Source organism: Caldithrix sp. (assembly GCF_056497305.1).
The window spans coordinates 1-18,959 of record NZ_JBSMDE010000013.1; the positions used below are offsets into that span (position 1 = coordinate 1).

The window sequence follows — 18,959 nt, forward strand, 5'->3', positions numbered from 1 at the left end:
ATTATGGAAGGCAGGAAAACCAATTAACACAAAATCTTTTTGTCATGCATTTTAATTTAGTTTAGCAGGAGTAAAATTAGATGCAATTGAGCTTATTCAGTGTGGAAAATCAATCTAAGGAGTTGTATCGCCAATCTTTGTCGCAGTTTAATATTCAGATGGCGCTAAAAGAGTTGCGCCTCTGGCAAAGAACCGTGGATGCGCCCGACAATCTATCGGAGAAAATTCAAACCCTGGAAAAATTCGCTGACCAGTTGCAAAAAGCGCAGCCCAATGAAATATTATTTCTGGCCAATGTACACCAAAACCTGATGAATATGCCCGAACTAAAAGCCCTGCACGAAGATGCCCGCTTTTTTTTGGCCGGCGTTAATCAGGCTTTAAATGCCCTTTTGACGGAGCAGGATTATGATTTTATTTTTGAAGAGCTGCATCCGGCCGAGATATTTTTTCAGGCCAAAGAATTTAAGAAAACGATTGCTGTTGTAGAAAATTACATCTCACATTTTGGCGAACACCCCGTCCTGCGTCAGTTAGAAGGGGCCGCTTATTATGAACTCAATGAAACCAGCCAGGCTAAAATTTGTTACACTCTGGCCTTATTTAATGATCCTCAGGTCTGTCAACCTCAATATTTTGTTTCCAGAACCATGCAAAACAAGATCAAATTTTTACAAGGTAGATTTGATGACTGGACCACTCTCTCTGTTCACCTTACCTTTGTCCTGTGGGAAGAAGGACAATTATTTATTGATATCAAGAATAAGAAGTTTACCTCGCTCATCAAAGAGAAAGTGGAAAAACATCCTAATAAAGTTCTGGAAGTACAGGGGGCCTGTCTGAAATTTTTGCATTTATTGTATCTGGCAGAAACGGAACGTCTGAGAATAGGTGGCCGAAATACAACGGCCTTTTTGCTGGAACTTCAGGAACAAATGCAGGACACGCATTTTGATTGGTTTTTACGTTATGAACAGGCGCTGAAAAAATTTCGGATGCTTTAAGGAGATACCGAACCACAATGCTGAATCGATTATTAAAACTGGAAACCAGCCTGAACAATGAAAAACGGTTACCGTACAAAGTGGTACACGCCTTTATTGATCGCCTGAATTTTTCTCTGCCCATTGCCATAGATGGTCGTTTGTTCTGGATTCCCATCATTTACGGCATGGGATTCTACCATTTTCTAAAAACCGAATCCTGGCTGGTTGAAGTCTTAAAGCGTATTTACACAATTACCGATGGCGCTTTTATGGATGCCGGGGCTAATATTGGTCAAAGCTTGTTGCGTTTTAAGAGCTTAAAGATTTCGGCGCCCTATCTAGGATTTGAGCCCAACGCCGGAAGCTATTTTTACTTAAGGGAATTGATTCGCAAAAACCGTTTTAAAGACTGTACGATTTTCCCCCTGGCGCTTTCCGATTCTACTCATTTACAGGCCTTTTACACACGACACCGGAGCGATGTTTCTTCTACGCTCATAAAGGAATACAAAAAGTTTGCTACCTCAGAACAGGAACAAATGGTACCGGCAGTAAAAGGCGATGCTATTTTACAGGAACTGGGCAATCCCGGGATTGCGGTGATTAAAATTGATGTGGAAGGGGGCGAATTGGAAGTTATCAATGGGTTAACGGGTACATTGCAGGAGCAGCATCCTTTTCTGCTTGTAGAAATATTACCCGTTTACCACTTAAACAGTCCCAATTTAAAATTGCGTTTCCAGCGACAGAAGCGATTGCTCACTGAGCTCAGACAGCTCAATTATGTTTTGTTTCGGATTCGCGGGAAGGGGCAACTGGAAGCAATTAAAGACATTGGCATTCATTCCCAATTAAAAAATAGTAACTATCTCTTTGTCCCAAAGCGGGAAAGAGAAAAAGTAGAAAGCCATTTTGAAGTGCTGCAATAAAAAAGTCCCCTGCCAGGAATTGGCCGGGGACTGTGAATGAATGTTCCTGTCTTTCAGCAATGTTAACTATGGGTTCCCTGATCTGCGGGCCACTGTTGGTTGGGGTATTTGCAGAGCCCGAAAGAGTTTCGCCTTTTCCACCATGAGTTCAACCCCCTGCAGCAATTCTTCCTTTGTAAAGTTGCAGTGGCCGTAACGCCAGACAAATTGATTGGTGTACATGATCCGCCCATTTTCCGGAAATACCTTTTCTCGATATAAGCGTTCGTGCCAGGCCGGAACGATGGGATCTCCAACGGTGTGCATGGTAACCAGCGGCCTGTTCAGTTGCCCGTCCGTGTCAAATAGCTGTTTCAAACGGTTCAGAGCAGCAGGATCGGCGCTAAAGCGCCGGACATTTTTGTTCAGGTATTGATCGTCGCCAGAACCATGATACTGACGATCCATGTTGTCAAAGGGATTGCCGCCCACGCGCTCTACCAGATCGTTGGTGGCAAATACATTGTACCACAAAACCCCCAGAACGGTTCTGGGAATGCTTTCGGGATCATCAGGATCGATGGGCGCTCTGGCACAGCGAATGAGTTCCTGAGTGCGCTCCGGATAATCCTGAAGAAGGGTTAAAATCCTGGGCACATATTTCACATCCCAATTCTGAATCAACTCATCAGGAATGTGAATGGGGCTGCCGGGAAGTGTACCGGGGAAAAAGTAGTCAAACAGCACGCGAAAATCGCCCACATAATTAACCTGTTTCTGAATGTCGCCAATAGGGCCACACAGAGCCAGGCCGCCATCGTAGAGTTTTTTCATTTCCAGAGATTTGGTTGTAACCAGCCCGCCTTCTGAGGCGCCAACCAGGTAAACGAATTCCGGTTCCGGGAACAGCTCTTCAAATTTGAATTCCAGTTCAACCAGGTCAATAATCGCCTCCTGAACGGCAAAGCCATTTTCCCGGTAGCTGGTCGTGGCAAAGGCATAGCCCATTTCTGTTACCAGATCGGGAACATAGGTGCCATCGTCCAATGTCATCTGCGATTCGGGGATGGCAACCGGTTGAGTGACATCCACATAGCCATGGGCAAAGAGCACCAATTCGTCATTCCAGGCCTCCGGCATCCAGATCTTAAACAACGCGCCGGTAATTAACGTCCCTTCATAAACAGTGTAGTCTTCAAATCGTTGAACCGTAAGTACAGATTGTTTTTCGGATGAAGGATGGTTCTGGTTTTCAAAAGGTAATTCGTTGGAACAGGAACTTAAAAAAAACAGGGAAACACCAATCGACAGCAAAAACATAAATAGCTTCCTCATAGCCCACCTCCCATGATTAAATTGGTACTGATCTGATTAAAAGCACTTAAATTTAATGCTAAAAGATTTAAAATTACAATTTTTTTACAATAAGCAATCTTAAAAGATGTACACCGCTCAGGCAGCAAAGACGCAACCTTTAAAAAACCGCAAAGGGCAGTAAGAATTAATTTTAATTAAAAATTACAAATTATGAATTATTTTGTGATAGGTCAAATGCTGCCAAGGCGGTGAAGGCCTGTGCCGGCATTTCATCCTGAATGTCGCTTTAGCGGGAGGACAAATTCCTTACACCTGCAGACAATTCACAGGCACAACGTAACTTGAGCTTCAGCTCGAGACATCCCTTTGAAGACACAATTTTCCCCTAGCCCCGATTTTCGGGGAGGAGGGACCAGGAGTGAGAAGGAACAAAACGCAACCTGTTGGAACGAAGGGGAAAACCCGCTTCTTGGATACAGGCTCGTCCAACCGGCTAAAGCGGCCGGACAATAGTGTAAGAGTTAAAGGGTTCCGGGGCACCGGCCTGTCATTTTTTAAAGAAATTTTTTGGTTGCGGCTTTGCTGCCTTAGAAGTTTTGAAAGAAGTATTTAAATAGCCAATTGAGGGCAAGGTAAGTAGACAGCGTTTTTTTTTCGCCACCCTTCCTCATTCTGATGCTGACAGGTAGGGAGGTCCACAATTATTATTTCAATAATTGTTCTTATTGAAAAAATAATAAAATTCGCAAGGTTAGGCTCAAAAGGGCGCATTCTTTCGTTTTCCAGGATTGGCATTAAAATTGTAAATTTAAAACAATTGATATTTAATTTAAGGAGATTGGCTTGATGCACTTAATTCACCATGCTCAAAAGAACTTTGTGTTCTTGATGGGGATTTTAATGTTTAGTCTGGTCAAGCCTTCTTCAGCCTTTATCAAATGTAAGAGTGGAAAATTTATCAACGATCAGGGCAGGGAAGTCTTTTTTAAAGGGGTTGGCCTGGGAGGATGGCTGGTACCGGAGGGGTACATGCTCCACACCCCTGGTTTTGGTTCTCCCTCTTCCATTAATGCCCAGGTTGTAGATGTTATTGGCGAGAGCAATGCTCAGCAGTTCTGGAAAAAATATCGCGAAAATTACGTATCCCGCAAAGATATTGAATTAATTTCTTCCTGGGGCTTTAATTCCATTCGCTTACCCTTCAATTATCGGTTGCTTTCTCCGGAAGACCAGCCAGGCGTCTATCTGGAAGAAGGTTTTGGCGTGATTGATTCTCTAATCGCCTGGTGTCGTGACAATCGATTATATGTCATTCTGGATATGCATTGCGCGCCTGGTGGACAAAACGCCAGTAACATCAGCGACAGCGACGGCATTGAGGCCCGCTTATGGACCGAATCCGATAATCAGGATCGTACCGTAGAGATATGGCAGCGTATTGCGGAACGCTACCGTAATGACACAACGGTTGTAGGCTACGATTTACTGAATGAACCTGTCCTGCCTGACGGCCATCCGGCCACCGAGTTGCGCAGCCTGTACATGCGCATCACTTCGGCCATCCGTAAGGTTGATAAAAATCATATTCTTTTTATTGAAGGAAACTGGTATGGCACAGATCTGACTGCGCTCGATCCTCCCTGGGACACCAATCTTTCCTACTCCTTTCATAAATACTGGAGCACAACAGACGTGGGCAGTATTCAAAGTTATCTGAATCTACGCAAAATCTACGGTACGCCGTTATGGATGGGGGAAAGTGGTGAAAATTCCAACCACTGGTTTGCCAGTGCGGTCAAATTGCTGGAAGAAAACGATATTAGCTGGTGCTGGTGGACCCATAAAAAGTTTGAGACCACCACCAGCCCCTTTTCGGCCAGATTGGCTACCGGTTTTCAAACTCTGGTCGATTACTGGAACGGTCAAGCCGCAAAGCCCGGTCAATCATTCGCTTTTGGCGTTTTAATGCAGTGTGCAGAAAATTTGAAATATGAAAACTGCGACTTTCGCCCCGATGTTTTACAGGCCCTGTTTGATCCCGATTTTTTAACGCGCAACACCCCCTACAAAGACCTGGAAATACCCGGCACCATCCACTGCGTCGATTTTGATTATGGTGGTAATGGCCTTGCCTATTATGATACGGAATACCAGCGTACCCATTGGGATGTTTCTAATCCATGGAACTCAGGTTATCAGTACCGAAACGATGGAGTGGATATCGAAGAAAGCAAAGATAGCGCAGGCCCACAATACAGCGTGGGCTGGATTGAAGCAGGGGAGTGGATTAACTACACCGTACAGGTTAAAGAACACGCTTTGTACGATGTTATTTTGCGTGTGGCCAGCGCCCAGGATGGCGGAAAACTGCAGTTAGTACTGGATGATGTTCCTCTGAGCGATGTCATTTCCATCCCCAAAACCGGTGGTTGGTACAACTGGGATACCATTACAATTAAAAATGTTAGCCTGCAAAATGGACAGCATCTTCTTACCTTAAAATTTGTGAATGGCGGGTTCAATATCGGTCAGCTGGAGTTTGTAAAGATCACTGATGTCGAAAGACATGGCACGTTACCTGTTCAGTTTGAACTGGGGCAAAATTACCCCAATCCTTTCAATAATGCTACGCGAATTCCCTTTTTTGTTGATCAAAGATCCACCGTTCAATTAGATATTTTTGATCTTCAGGGCCAACATATTTTTTCAGATCATCAAGAGAGCGTGGGAGAAGGAGATTTTTATTTTTCAACAAGTGATGCGCAAAGCCGGTCGATCAGTTCCGGCATCTATTTGTATCGCGTGCGGGCAGGTAAAAAAGTAAAGTACAAAAAAATGGTTTTGCTAAAGTAACAGGGTAAGAAGTTGAACTTTAAATCAAACATGTTAATCATAACGGTTGTTTTAACTTTTTTCACTATCGTTGTGAGCAAAAATTACAAAGGGGCCGAGTACCGCACCAAAGATTCATTTCTGTATGGCCGATTTGAAGCGCGCTATCGGCCGCCAGCCGGTAGCGGGGCTCTGGCTTCCTTTTTTACATTCCATGATTTTAGCTCGTCGAGCGAATGGAATGAGATCGATTTTGAAATTTTAGGCCGTTACGATCATGTGGTGCAAACGACCAGCATAGGCCCCGGGCAAAAAATAAGAGCCAGTCATCAATGGGTAGATTTTAACACTCATGACGATTTTCACGTGTATGCCTTTGAATGGACGCCTGAGTACATAGCCTGGTTTATCGATGGACAGGAAGTCCATCGCCAGGAGGGAGATTTCATTTCCGATTTTCAGTATCCCCAGAAAATAATGATGAATATCTGGAATCAGGAATATGAGCGCTGGTCGGGTCCCTGGTTTGACGAGAACTTACCGCTTTTAGCCTATTACGACTATGTGAGCTACGCCGCCTACACGCCGGATTCCGGCGATTGTGGAACCGATAACAACTTTACACTGCTGTGGAAGGATGAGTTTGATGCTTTTGATTCAACGCGCTGGGAAATGGCCACGCACACCTTTAGCGGCAATCTTTGCGACTTTACACCGGAAAATATTCTGTTCCAGGATGGCTATCTGATTCTGTGTCTTACCGATCCCGATCATCTTAAAGGTGTGGATGTACAGCCACCGACCATGCTTTGGGTCTGGGCTCTGGAAGATCAAGTGTACATTAAATTTAATGAACAACCCGATTCCCTTTCCGCCGTTACGCTGGCCAACTATGCCATCCCGGGCACCAGAATTCTGAATGCGCAGTTACTGGCTGATGGTCGAACCGTAAAGTTGATCACAGAGGGACTGGATGCGGAGCGTACGTACAATGTGGTCTGTTTAAATGTGCAAGACCGCGCTCAGCCGACCAACAAACAGACCGGCCAGGTAAAAACCATTCGGCCACAAAAATATCTTCCCTTTCCTATTTTGATTAATGTGGGTGGCGATACATTAGGCCCCTATTTAGGCGATCAGGAATGGTTCCCGGATCGGCTTTATGGTTATGAAGATGGATATGCCGACACCTTTGATGATCATCCTGAAATCAGCCAGACCGATCAGGATTCTCTCTTCTGGAGCCAACGGAGGGAACTGGTACATTATCGGCTACGTTTGCCCGATGGTTTGTACCGCGTTACATTACGCATTTGTGAAAATGAATTCCAGGAAACAGGCAAGCGGGTTTATGATATTCTGGTTAACGGTCGCAAGGTGGCCAATCGGTTGGACCCATTTCAAGCTTTTGGATTTCGGACAGCCGGAGCCCTTGTCGCCGATTCGGTCATGGTAAATGATGGGCTGCTCACCGTCCATTTTACAGCCCGTGTGGGGCACACTCTGTTAAATACCATTGAAGTAGAGCCCATAGCTACACAGCTGTCTGAACGACAATGGGCAGTGATACCGGAATCGATTCTGATGCTAAAGAGTTATCCCAATCCATTTAATCAGACAACCAATTTACTGATCGATCTCAAAAAAAGGGGGGATGTGAACATTGAAATTTTTACCGTACAGGGCCAGAGCATCTGGCAGGCCACCTTAAGAAATCTTGCTCCTGGTCGACACCGGCTGCGCTGGCCGGCAGGAGGAGCGAGTGGTATCTATTTTGTCAGAGCCACTTTAGTAGGGAAAATTTCGGTTATGAACAAATTAATACTCATTAAGTGAAAAGCGGTTCTGCAGAAGGCGAATGAAGGTGTTAGGAATACCGATTTTTCGTCGATCCGCTTTCGAAAAGAAATTAGAATTGACATCGTGCAAAACTTAAAAATATACAAGAAAGGAGGGGTACTACAAATTGCAGACCAAGTTTAACAAAAGTAGTTTAACCAAAAACAGTAACCAACAAGAGGAGGACACTCTATGAGTCGTATTTTCCTGTTAATTTTGTTAATCCCGTTATTGATGTTTGCCCAGGAGCAAATTCTCTTTGATGATTTTGATGCAGCTCCGGCAGACACCAACTTCTGGGCCTGGTTTGATAATCACGGTGGACAGCATTATCAAACCAATGCCAATGCAGATTCTGCTTATGGCTGGATCCATTACAGTTATGTCAATGATATCGTCTATTCCGGAAGCGGTGCGTTCAAAATGGATTACTCTGCGCACAACACGGAAGGCTGGGGCGGCTATACCAAACTGGAACACTGGAACCCCGATTCCAATGCCGTGTACGACTGGTCCAATTATGATTCTATCATGGTCTGGTACTATAATGCGGTTCCACAAAGTTTACCAGGACGTGTTCATTTACGCTTCAATTTGCACGATGTGTCGGATGCACCAAACGGCGCAAAAACTTATGATGTGACTGAATGTGAATACTATTATTCGTTCCATTACATTCTGGATGATGAACCCGGCTGGCACGTGTTCAAAATGGTCTTAAAAGATGTCCGGGACGATCCCAATATTGACGAATGGGGCGGACAGGGCTTTAACCGTACAGGTTGGGCCGGCATTCAAGGCAATGATGTTTTAGACCTGGATAAGATTAAAGGCTTTTCTATTGAATTTTCGATTAGTGGCGCCGGTGAAGGCGATTATTCACAGGGAACGATCATTATCGATCACATAGTATTGTATTCTCCAGCTGCCAAAGCCTTTGTCTTTTTTAATGGCAAAACACTGGCCTCGGCATTAAATGGATTTACCTGGGGACAATCTTCTATGGAAGTGGTAGAAGGTGTCGGCCCGGAAGGTAAGAATGCCCTTCAATGGATTCCTGGTGATGAATGGGGGAATGGCTGGAGCGGTGCCGGCTGGAACATTGATCCTCCCTATAATATGGCCTTTACCTGGGCTACCGATTCATTGAAATTTAAGATGAAAGCAGAGGAAGGCACCGGACCATTGCGTGTCCAGTTTGAAGATGGCAATGTCAAACGCGGCATGGTGTTTGACCCGGTGGCAGACAATCAATGGCATGATTATGCGTTCAAATTGAGTGAGTTTCCCTATCAGGACGGTACGGCCAACTTTGATTCCAGCCATGTCACGGTTTTGCAGTTTATGACCAATGGCGTTTCTTCGGCCGGTAAAACGATTTTGATTACAGACCTGTGGACGGGTAATCCGCTTATCGATGTCATCCCTCCGGCTGCGCCCACGGACGTTTCTGCTGTACCGGCAGATTATTACAACCTGGTGATCTGGCAGGATGTACCTGGTGAAGAGGGCGAATCGTACACTGTGTACACTTCGGATCAGCCGATCACCGATGTGACCGCAGATGGGGTGGAAATTGTCGCCGACAATGTTCCGGAAGGCACGCAGTCCGTTGCCCATTTTATCTACTATCCGTTGAAAGATAAACCCGTGACCAGATACTATGCCGTAACCTGTAAAGATGCTTCTGGAAATGTTTCCGAACCTGGTGTATCCGGTGCAATCGAAAATACAGCCAAAGGCATTCCGACCATCTCTCTAACTCCGCCGGAAAATTTTGTCGCAGATGGCGATCTGGCCGAGTGGGATCCTCAGGTTATTATGCCTTTCGAACTGATGCCCTCGGTAAGCCATGTTGCCGGTGGAACCTTCACCGATGACAATGACCTGACCGCAACCTGTTATCTGGCTGTGGATGACGAATATTTGTACATGGGATTTGATGTTCTGGATGATATTTACAGCTATGATCCGGCAGGAAACTTCTGGGAAGACGACATGATTGAAGTGTACATCGGCCTGTACAATTTTACCCATCAGCACATTGGCTTTGAGCGTGGCGAAGAACCCGATTACAAAATCGTGTTGCTTAAAGACGGTTTACATGTAGATCAGGTGGGCTTTACTCCTGCCATGTTCCCTAATCCATCGGACAATTACAACTTTACCGATTTTGGGGCTTCGGATTGGGCCATTGAGGTGCGCATCCCGCTGGATTCGTTGGTAACCGGTGGCGCAGCCGGTGATACGCGTTTCCATCCGGTTAATGGTATGCGCATTCCGCTGGATTTGGTGATCCATGATTCGGATGCCACCAATGTACGTGAGGGTATTCTGTCTTATTCCGAAAAAAATAACGATACCTCATGGCAGGGGGCACAGTTCTGGAGCTACACCTGGATTGGCGATACAGCCGGTGTTGAAACGGCTATTGATGATCCGGTGAGTGTTGTTTCTGATTTCCGTCTGGAACAGAACTTCCCCAATCCATTCAACCCGACAACCACTATTGCTTACGCATTGGCTAAAAATGTGCAGGTCGAGTTGACGGTTTACAATGTACTGGGACAAAAAATTGCCACTCTGGTTAACCAGAAACAAAGTGCAGGTACACATCAGGTTTCCTTTGATGCCGGTAACCTCTCTTCTGGTGTGTACATGTACCAGCTTAAAGCAGGTGACTTTGTCCAGACCAGGAAAATGCTATTGATGAAATAGCATTTCGTCAGGGAAGACTAATTAAAGCCGACTCCTGGTGGAGTCGGCTTTATTGTTTTATTTCTAACCGATTTTTTGTGCTCTGCAAAATGTATTTTCTCTTATCGTACTGCCGAAATAGTTTTTTAATTAAGATGCAGTTGGCTTAATTTCTTGTCCTCCTGGGTAAAAGAAGGAAAAAATATTGAAAATTTAATTAAGACATTTTACCTTACACTAACTTTTACGCTGGTCAATATTCCGAACCATTACCGAAGGTAGAGGGGCATTTGGCAGGTTTACAACCATTCAAGGAGTTATTGGCCTTTAGAGAGAAAAAAAAATTAAGCAAAGGAAAATGCTGTGTGGCTATTATCCCCTGAATCAATTGGCGAAGGGAATGTACGATGAAAAAAACTATTTTGATCATCATTCTGCTAACAATGTGCGGTTTCTGGCAAAAACCGCTAATAGCCGATGAGATTCCGCCTTTTCGCTGGCAAATTGGTGAACAACTTACCTGGAAAGTTAGGTGGTCGTTCATCCGATTGGGTACATTAAAGATGATTGTAGAAGATACGGTTCAAATCAAAAGCCAGAAATTGTACCGAATTAAATTGCTGATGGATTCCAATCCGATGTTAATATTCGTGAACATTCATAATCGCTATGAATGCCTGGTCGATTCGCTTTTTCGTCCTGTGGTGTACATGGTCAATGAAAACAATAACGGCGATCGTAATCTCCTGCTCTATCAATTTGATTATCAGAATAAAAAGGCACTGATGCAGGTGCTGGATGCGGATGATACCACACGCGTAAAAAGACAAGCGACCATAATTCTTGAGCACACTTTGTATGATGGAATCTCTCTGACTCTTTTTGCCCGGGGAAATGCTCAGCCCGGAAGATCTTTTAAGTTATTTACTTTTATTAATGATGAGATCGGTCCTCTGGACATGCGTTTTGCACAGGAACTGGAAAAAATAAGTATTTCAAACATTAAAAAGGATTTTACCACCGTTAAGGTGCAGGGGAAATTTTACATCAAAGGTATTGCCGGGGTTACCGGCGATTATCAGGGATGGTTTACGGCTGACCATCGTCGCGTGCCTTTAAAAGCATTGATGAAGGTTTTTATTGGCAATGTGACGGTAGAATTGGAAAAGTGGAAAAACTGGCACTATGAATAAATCGACCATCAAAAAGGCTTACAAATAATTTAAGCCAGAAATAGGTGTTTATCTCATTGAATCGGATTTTGACGCTACCGTTTATTTAGAATACTTCCTTCAAAACTTATAATTCCGCTTAGCGGGATGCGAAAATTTTTGTGCTATGTGAGCAAATGAAATTGTTGAATTGTTGATTTGTTGAATGGTTGAATGAGCATCGAGCTGACATAGCGAATTCCCATTGTTCGTGAATGGTATTTTCAACATAAGTGAGAAAATTTCCCACACAAGCCTTCCCCCTCTCCCAGATTTTTATTCTGGGAGAGGGGGATTGAGGGGGTGAGGGCTAATTCGTGAAATGACTTCCGCTGTTGCAGGGGAAGAGTTAAGAGTATAAGAGTTAAAGGGTTCCTGGCCCTCGGTCTGTCATTTTTTTAAGAAGTATTTTGGTTGTGGCTTGGCTGCCATAGACTCTACGCTGGATTTGCCGGCCAGAATAAATCGGCACAAGGCCAAATTGCGCTTTGGAACGCATCGCATAAAAAATTTACAGGAAATCTGGAACACCCAGGGTGGCTCTGCTATCCGTTTTCGCATATTAGACCGGCTTGAGCATGATGATAAGACAACCGATGCACAAAAGGAATTGAAAGACCTTGCCGATTTGTGGCAAGAAAAATTTACCGGGCAGAGCTATCGCATCATTCGCTTTAAAAAATGTCAACCAATTTTTCCAGCGAAGGGTACTTAAACCTGCCTAAAGATTTTTTTCAGCAATCATCTGTTTAGTTTCGTTCCGATTGTTTTTAGGCGGTTTTCGATGCGCCGGGATGCGCGATTTGGGTAAAATCACTTCGTGCGGAGCGATCATGGCGCCGGGCCCGATTTCAACGTCGCCCATGATCGTCGATTTCATTCCGATGGTAACCCCGTCCCCGATTTTAACCTTTTCCAGAACCAGATAGCCTTTTTGTCCGTAATGGGCAATAATGGTGGCTGAACCGCCGATGGTCACATAATCGCCAATTTCAATCAAACCTGGATCCGAAATATTGGTCGTGTTGATGTGTACGCCTTTTCCTACTTTCATGCCCATCATCTTGTAAAAAAGAACATTTAATGGAGTGGGAGTGATAAATTCTAAAAAGGTGTAACGGACAATATAGGTCAGGGCATTATGAATGTACCAGGGAACACTATGGTAAGAGAAGTAGTTGCCGCGGAATGGTTTTATCCTGAAAGGAATTAAAAAATTAAAAAAAGGTACCACAAAAATCAGGCAAAAGCCATAGAGAAAATAGGCCATCACCCCAGCAGTACTGATCATAAAATAATGAAACACAGGCGCCCAGCCGGCTGTAACACTTTTAACCCAGAAGAAAAAATAGACCCCTGGCGTGGCCGAAATACCCATGGCAATAATGCCTACAAAATAAAGGGGCAGCAAAGCGGCTAAAAACATCCCTGTACGAAATTTTCTTAATAATCGTTCAAATACCCCAGCTAAACCGCTCAGATTGGATTTGGTGGTCAGAATGTTCTCTTTGTAAGCTCTTTTCTTTCCTTGCATTGGGCATATTCCTTGTTTTTATTTTTTTAACTTCTGTAAATTAAAATGATCCTGCCATTCATTTTTGTTGAATAGCACAAAAATTATTCTAATTTCAATTCCAGGTTAATAGATAAATCGACATTTGACTATTAAAATTAAGCTTTCTGGAATGAAAAAAATAATTCTGGTAATTTTTTGCGTTTGCTCAAAGTTTGGTCAACTTGAAAAATTATCTTATATTATTGACTAAGATTATTTTAAACATGATAAAATAGGTGAAGCATGTTGGAAACAAAAAACGAGCTAGAACAGCTCGAAAAAGAAAAACATCGACAGATTATTAAACTGGTTACCCACTCTTTTTACAAAGAACTGGTCAATTACGGCGTGGATCAGAGTGATATTATTAACGTTTCGACCCAACTGTTGGATCATGTATTACAGAAAAAACCGATTAATAACAATGGTACGTACAGTCAGGACCTGTTAATTTCTAAATTGAAGGATCGCTGGCATATCGAGCGAAAAATAATATTTGGTGATGTGCACATTGAACCGCTCATGGAAGAGGCCATTCCCAGCATTTGCGATTGGTTGAAACAACGCGAGATCAGTCAAACGTTTATTCGATTTTTCCCTCAAAACAGACAGAAACTGGAAGAGTATTTATTACGAGCAGCGCATCGACAGTATTTTGCTGTTAAATATTTAAAAGAACATCTGGTGGGCATCATTGGCGCCGAGAACATCGATGAAGCCAATAAAAAACTGGAGATGAAAAAATTCATCGGCGCTTCGGAATTCAGGAACAGGGGCATTGGAAAAATTTCGACCTTTCTGTTTTTGTACTACGTTTTTGAAATTTTAAATTTCCAGAAAATTTACATTCATTCATTGGACACCAATATTAAAAACATTAACCTTAACAGTAAGTTTGGCTTCGAGCTGGAAGGCATCTTGTATTCGGAAGTACAGATCGACGGCAAACCGTACGATGTGCTGCGCATGAGTTTATTGCGCGATAAATGGCAAAAACTGTTTGGAACGACCAGATAGCAGGGTTTCTTTACTACAAAGTAAGGAAAACACTGGTAGACTGAAGCCACCCCTGGTTGTCATTTCGACTGATGTGCGGAGCGGAAGCGACGTGCAAGAGCGGAGAAATCTTTCTTCGCACTTACAAAAAGCTCGAGTTACGTTGCGCTTACGAATGGGATGCCAGTGTAAAAGATTCCTACCCCCGATAAATCGGAATGCGAAATGACACACTACGAGAACCTTCTTCGTTTTAAGTGATCGTTAAGAAATAACACCCTGCTAAAAACCGTTACATCTATATGAAAATTTAAAGGGAAAATAATGCAGGCAATACAATATTTAGATCATCTTCATCCAGGTTACCTGGAAACGCTGTACGAACAGTTTAAAAAAGATCCCTCGTCGCTTGATGAAAGCTGGCGCCAGTTTTTCGAGGGCTTTGAAATCGGGCTGCAGTCCGGAGATGCGACTCCGGACGGTCATATGGCCAAGGAGTTTCGCGTTGTGGAATTAATTCACGCTTACCGCACCAGAGGGCATTTATTTACTAAAACAAATCCGGTCCGACAAAGACGAAAATATTCACCTACGCTGGATATTCAGAATTTTGGTTTAACGGAAAAAGACCTGTCCACGGTGTTTCAGGCTGGTGAATTAATCGGTATTGGTCCTGCGCCGCTGAAGGCTATCATCGAGCATCTAAATCACACCTACTGCCGTTCTGTTGGAGCCGAATTCATGTTCATTCGTGTGCCGGAGCGTGTAGCCTGGCTGCGTGAGCGAATGGAATCTTCAAAGAATGAACCGCAATTGTCCATTGAAGACAAAAAGCGCATTCTGCAAAAACTCAATGAGGCTTTGGTGTTTGAAACGTTTTTACATAAACGCTATCTGGGGCAAAAACGTTTTTCGCTACAGGGCAGCGAAACCTTAATTCCGGGTCTGGATTTTTTAATTGAACATGGCGCCCAACTTGGAATAGAAGAATTTGTTTTGGGGATGGCCCATCGCGGGCGATTAAATGTACTGGCCAATATCCTTGAAAAAACCTATGAAGAGATTTTTGCCGAATTCGAGGATTTCCCGTTAGAGGAAGGCTCCTTTTCCGGCGATGTAAAATACCACTTAGGGTACACCAGCGTTTTAAAAACCGCTAAGGGCAAAAAAGTCAAATTGAATCTGGCCCCCAATCCTTCCCACCTGGAAGCCGTGGACCCGGTTATTGAAGGCATGGTGCGGGCTAAAATGGATACGCAATATCAGGGCGATGTGAATAAAATTGTACCGATTCTGATCCACGGGGATGCGGCCATTGCCGGCCAGGGCGTGGTTTACGAGGTGATCCAGATGTCTTTGCTAAAGGGTTACACAACCGGTGGAACCATTCATCTGGTCATTAATAATCAATTGGGCTTTACCACCAATTATCTGGAAGGTCGGTCCAGCACCTATTGCACCGATGTGGCCAAAGTAACGCTTTCGCCCGTTTTTCACGTCAATGCAGACGATGCCGAAGCTGTAGTGCACGTGGTGCGGCTGGCCATGGAATATCGGCAAAAGTTCCACACCGATGTCTTCATAGATTTACTGGGCTACCGACGCTATGGCCATAACGAGGGAGATGAACCCCGATTCACACAGCCAAAACTCTATCAGGCCATTGCCAATCACCCCGATCCGCGAACCATTTATTATCATAAATTATTGAATCGCAGCGAGATAGAGCGGGGATTGGCGGAAAAAATGGAAAAGGAGTTTCAGGCTTTATTACAGGAAAAATTAAATTGGGTACGCACCACAAAACAACATATTTCCGGCGAGCAGGAACAGGAAACTTGCGACCAGAAAACAAAACCTGAAAACGCGTCGCTGTCCGTTCCGGAGACGGGCGTCCCTTTGGACGAACTCACCAGAATTGCCGGCGCCATTTTTCATATTCCTGAACAGTTAAATCCGCTGCCAAAGATCCTTAAAATTTACGAAGAACGCCAGAAACGCTTTGCAGAGGGCCGGAAAATCGATTGGGGCATGGCCGAATTACTGGCCTATGGTACGTTAGTGCAGGAAAACGTACCAGTTCGGTTAAGCGGACAGGATAGTGTGCGCGGTACCTTTGCCCATCGTCACGCAGCGATTTTTTCACAGGACGATGAAACGCCGTACATCCCATTGCAGCACGTGTCCCCAGAGCAGGCCCCCTTCTTCATCTACAATTCTCCTCTGTCTGAATACGCTGTAATGGGCTTCGAATTCGGTTACGCCTGCGCCATGCCCTATGCTTTAACCATCTGGGAAGCTCAATATGGTGACTTTGCCAATGGGGCGCAAATCGTTATTGATGAGTTTATTGCCAGCTCAGAAGAGAAGTGGAAACGATCGAATGGCCTGGTACTTTTTTTACCGCATGGCTACGAAGGCCACGGCCCGGACCACTCCTCAGCCCGAATGGAGCGTTTTCTATTGCTGTCCGCCAATAACAATTTGCGTATCGTGAATTGCACGACACCGGCCAATTTTTTCCACCTGTTACGCTCACAGGTCAAATTACCTTTCCGCTTACCGCTGATCGTTTTTACGCCTAAAAGTCTGTTGCGCCATCCTGAATGTGTAAGCTCAATCCAGGAATTGACTAAAGGCAAATTCCAGCCCGTCTTAGCGGATCCGCAAATACAGAGCAAAAAGGTTCAGCGTGTAGTGCTCTGTTCCGGTAAATTTTATTACGATCTTAAACAGCGCAGGGGCGAGGTGAACGACCAGACTACAGCCTTGATACGTCTAGAACAAATCTATCCTTTTCCCCAAAAGGAATTGGATCGGATATTAAAAACCTACCCGGAAGCGGCAGAAATCTGGTGGGCGCAGGAAGAACCGGCCAATGGCGGAGCCCTGTGGTTTATTGAAAAACAATTAAAAACATTAGATCTGAAAATTGTTAGCCGTCCGGCCAGCGCTGCGCCGGCTACAGGTTCATTTAAAAAACATATGGATGAACAAAACAGCTTGTTAGAAAAAGTTTTCCCAAAGAAAGAGTTGAAAAAGAAATGAAAATAGAGATTAAAGCACCGGAAGTCGGCGAATCCATTAGCGAAGTAACCATTGGTAAATGGCTGAAAAAAGAAGGCGATTTCGTCGAACAGGATGAAGTGATTTGTGAAATCGAATCGGAGAAGGCAACCCTGGAAGTAGTTTCTGAGGACAGCGGTCAAATACACTTTTTGGCCAAAGAGGGGGAGACCGTGGCCATCGGGAGCCCCATTGCTATCATTGAGACGGATGCAAGTCAACCTGCAAAAAAAGAAACCGCGCCACAGGAGGCGCCTGTCAGTCAGGAAGTAAAAAGCCCGGTTAAAACGGGCCAAAAACAACGACCTAAAATCAGTCCCGTTGCTCAGAAATTCATTCAGGAGCAAAAGATCGATGAATCCCTGCTCTCCAGGTTTTCTAATGATGAGCGCATTACCAAGGCCAGGCTGGAAAGCCTGTTAAAAGAGCAACCGGTCGAATCGTCTGAAATAACGGCTAAGCGTCCTTTGGACCAGGAACCGGTTTCGGAGCCGGCACGAAAAGAGCGCCGCGAACGCATGTCCACCCTGCGCAAAACCATTGCCCAACATCTCGTTCAGGCCCGGCAATCGACGGCCATGCTTACAACGTTTAATGAAGTGGACATGAGCGAAATTATTAACCTGCGTCAGACTTATAAAGAGACGTTTTTAAAGAAACAAGGTGTTAAGCTGGGTTTTATGTCCTTCTTTATTAAGGCGGCCGCGCAGGCTCTAATGGAGTTTCCGGCAGTGAATGCCAGAATTGATGGGGATGATATTGTTTACCATGACTATGTGGATATCGGCATTGCCGTTTCAACGGATCGCGGATTGGTCGTTCCGGTAATCCGAGATGTACAAACGTTAAATCTGGCTGAAATTGAAAAAGAAGTGGCTCATCTGGCCGAAGCGGCTCGCAACCGAAAATTGTCCATCGAACAATTAAAAGGCGGCACCTTTTCCATTACCAATGGCGGAGTGTTTGGCTCGCTTCTTTCAACGCCTCTGATTAATATTCCGCAAACGGCCATCTTAGGCATGCACAATATTCAGGAACGGCCGGTTGCCGTTGAGGGACAGGTGGTCATCCGGCCCATGATGTACCTGGCTCTGTCTTACGACCATCGTGTAATCGATGGAAAGGAATCGGTCCAATTTCTGGTGCGTATTAAAGAATTGATCGAGCAGCCCATGCGTTTGTTGCTTGAGGTGTAACAAGTCAGGGATCATTTTTTAATTTCAATTGAGCGAAGCTAAAAAAAACGGCTCTGTTGCAGCCATTAACCAACAAGGGAGAACAGAGTGAAGGCCAGTGCAACCTGTCATTTCGAATGCCCGCATCAAACGTAACTCGAGCTTTAGCTCGAGCCCTACACTGCCAGGTTGAATTTCCCCCTATCCCAATTTTTGTTAGGTGGTGAGGGCTTGTGAGAGGAATCCCATACATGATTGAAGAGATTCCGGTTCTCGCTTATGCTCGGCCGGAATGACACATTCAGGAAAGATACCTGGCCCTGCTCTGCCCATCGCTTCCGCTCCGCGCATCGGTCGAAATGACAATTTGGGAGGGC

The 18,959-nt window shown here is 44.6% G+C and carries 12 protein-coding genes; 10 read left to right on the forward strand and 2 right to left on the reverse strand.

From position 1 onward, the window contains the following. Positions 1–80 precede the first annotated feature (80 nt). Positions 81–1,004 (forward strand): hypothetical protein, encoded by a 924-nt coding sequence (locus ACWB0I_RS00990; RefSeq protein WP_479386162.1) that lies wholly within the window; start codon positions 81–83, stop codon positions 1,002–1,004. A gap of 17 nt (positions 1,005–1,021) precedes the next feature. Beyond that, positions 1,022–1,915, forward strand: coding sequence for an FkbM family methyltransferase (locus ACWB0I_RS00995; protein ID WP_479386163.1), 894 nt, complete (start codon positions 1,022–1,024; stop codon positions 1,913–1,915). Positions 1,916–1,981: 66 nt separating this feature from the next. On the opposite strand, the gene ACWB0I_RS01000 is transcribed toward ACWB0I_RS00995, so the two are convergent. Next, positions 1,982–3,229 carry a hypothetical protein gene (locus tag ACWB0I_RS01000; RefSeq protein ID WP_479386164.1) on the reverse strand — a complete coding sequence of 416 codons (1,248 nt, stop codon included), beginning with the start codon at positions 3,227–3,229 and terminating at the stop codon, positions 1,982–1,984. Between the two features lie 828 nt (positions 3,230–4,057). On the opposite strand from ACWB0I_RS01000, the gene ACWB0I_RS01005 reads away from it, so the two are divergent. From ACWB0I_RS01005 to ACWB0I_RS01025, 5 genes are all read left to right on the forward strand, one after another. After that, entirely contained in the window at positions 4,058–6,064 is a 2,007-nt protein-coding gene (locus ACWB0I_RS01005) for a cellulase family glycosylhydrolase (protein WP_479386200.1), read from the forward strand. Between the two features lie 12 nt (positions 6,065–6,076). Continuing rightward, positions 6,077–7,879 (forward strand): family 16 glycosylhydrolase, encoded by a 1,803-nt coding sequence (locus ACWB0I_RS01010; RefSeq protein WP_479386165.1) that lies wholly within the window; start codon positions 6,077–6,079, stop codon positions 7,877–7,879. Between the two features lie 195 nt (positions 7,880–8,074). Beyond that, positions 8,075–10,600: a T9SS type A sorting domain-containing protein gene (locus ACWB0I_RS01015; protein WP_479386166.1), complete on the forward strand. Its 2,526-nt coding sequence runs from the start codon at positions 8,075–8,077 to the stop codon at positions 10,598–10,600. 386 nt (positions 10,601–10,986) lie between these two features. Then, the gene (locus ACWB0I_RS01020) at positions 10,987–11,772 is read left to right on the forward strand and encodes a DUF3108 domain-containing protein (RefSeq protein WP_479386167.1); all 786 of its coding nucleotides are present in this window, start codon (positions 10,987–10,989) and stop codon (positions 11,770–11,772) included. A gap of 439 nt (positions 11,773–12,211) precedes the next feature. After that, a complete protein-coding gene (locus tag ACWB0I_RS01025; protein ID WP_479386168.1) occupies positions 12,212–12,505 on the forward strand; it encodes a GIY-YIG nuclease family protein in 294 nt (97 codons plus the stop codon). A 6-nt stretch (positions 12,506–12,511) separates the two neighbouring features. Here the strand turns inward: ACWB0I_RS01025 and ACWB0I_RS01030 are convergent, their stop codons facing one another. Then, positions 12,512–13,324 carry an acyltransferase gene (locus ACWB0I_RS01030; protein WP_479386169.1) on the reverse strand — a complete coding sequence of 271 codons (813 nt, stop codon included), beginning with the start codon at positions 13,322–13,324 and terminating at the stop codon, positions 12,512–12,514. Between the two features lie 264 nt (positions 13,325–13,588). On the opposite strand from ACWB0I_RS01030, the gene ACWB0I_RS01035 reads away from it, so the two are divergent. The 3 genes from ACWB0I_RS01035 to odhB all read left to right on the forward strand — a co-directional run bounded on the left by ACWB0I_RS01035 (position 13,589) and on the right by odhB (position 18,603). After that, positions 13,589–14,362: a GNAT family N-acetyltransferase gene (locus ACWB0I_RS01035; RefSeq protein WP_479386170.1), complete on the forward strand. Its 774-nt coding sequence runs from the start codon at positions 13,589–13,591 to the stop codon at positions 14,360–14,362. A 303-nt stretch (positions 14,363–14,665) separates the two neighbouring features. Then, entirely contained in the window at positions 14,666–17,389 is a 2,724-nt protein-coding gene (locus ACWB0I_RS01040) for a 2-oxoglutarate dehydrogenase E1 component (RefSeq protein ID WP_479386171.1), read from the forward strand. Beyond that, positions 17,386–18,603 (forward strand): 2-oxoglutarate dehydrogenase complex dihydrolipoyllysine-residue succinyltransferase, encoded by a 1,218-nt coding sequence (gene odhB, locus ACWB0I_RS01045; protein WP_479386172.1) that lies wholly within the window; start codon positions 17,386–17,388, stop codon positions 18,601–18,603. Before ACWB0I_RS01040 ends, odhB begins: the two co-directional genes overlap by 4 nt. Positions 18,604–18,959: the final 356 nt, after the last annotated feature.